The 1,191-nt window shown below is 60.9% G+C and carries 2 protein-coding genes; both read right to left on the minus strand.

The window, feature by feature from the left end:
* Window positions 1–776 (minus strand): FAD-binding oxidoreductase (locus EVC45_RS44735; protein WP_129964376.1); only part of this gene is annotated, 776 nt, incomplete at its 3' end.
* Between the two features lie 7 nt (window positions 777–783).
* Window positions 784–1,191: SRPBCC family protein (locus tag EVC45_RS44740; protein WP_306770882.1), on the minus strand; the 408-nt coding region annotated here is incomplete at its 5' end.

Consider the following 1,191-nt stretch of genomic DNA (forward strand, 5'->3'; position numbering starts at 1 on the left):
TCCACAAGCATCTTTCTGGAAGCGTCCATATAGCCGCCGGGGCCGCAGATGAACACCTCGCGATCGCGGTAGTCCGGCACATGCTCCATCAACAGTTCCAGGCTCAGACGCCCCACGGGACCCGACCAGCCCGGCTCGCTCCCAGGCGCCTCACAAACGTGCACGACCCGCAGCTTGTCCGAAAGCGCGCACATGCTCGCAAGCTCGTTGCGAAAGATGATGTCTTCTGGTGTCCGGGCACTGTGAATAAACACGATATCGCGGTTCAGACCGAGGTCGAGCGCCGCCCGCGTCATCGACATCAAAGGTGTCACTCCCGATCCTGCCGAAAGATACAGACTCTTTGCAGCGGGACCCGAAGACGGCGTGAATACACCGGACGGCCCGAAGGCCTTCAGCTCGACGCCTGGCCTCATGTTCTCGTGCAGCCAGTTCGACATGACGCCGCCCGGCGTGCGCTTGACCGTAATCGAAAGCGTATAGGGACGCGTCGGCGGGGAAGAGATCGTGTAGCAACGGCTGACCTCTTTGCCATCGATCTCGACCGATACGGTAATGAACTGCCCGGGTTCGAAGCTGAAGAGCTGACCGTCCCGCATGCTAAACACGAAGGTCCGCACGTCGTGCGTTTCCGCACGCACACACGTGCACGTGAGCGTGCGCTGCTCGTGACTCGGCCACTGCGCGTCCGCGCGTTCCCACGTGCTCGCACTGCAAAAGGGATCGGGCATTGCGTGGGCCTGACCAATGAAACATGAATCCGCGGCTGCGTTCATAGCGACCTCAAACTCCATGCGCCTTCAGCTTCGCGTTGTACCAGCTCGAAAACTGGTCCAACGCTGCCTCTGTATAGTTCGAGAAAGGCCCGGGAATATAGGCGGGATCCTGCGTTCCCGCGTGCGCGTTCGCGACGAGTTCCGCGTCCTGATTCGTCGTCGCGATCCAGACTTCGGTGAGTCGCTTCAGGTCATAGTCCACGCCTTCAACCGCGTCCGCGTGCACCAGCCAGACCGTGCGCACCAGCGTCTTGTCCGGCGCAAGGGGCAAACAATATGCGATCACTGCATGGTCGCTCATCACGTGAGTCCACGAATGATGGCCCCACATGTGGACGTCACCAAGATCGCGCCGCTCGACCCCGCCGAGCAGCTTCGTGCATGCCACTTTCGTGTCCAGCGTCTGCGATTCGTT

Origin of the sequence: Paraburkholderia sp. UYCP14C (genome assembly GCF_004197395.1) — a bacterium.
Classification (GTDB): Bacteria; Pseudomonadota; Gammaproteobacteria; order Burkholderiales; family Burkholderiaceae; genus Paraburkholderia.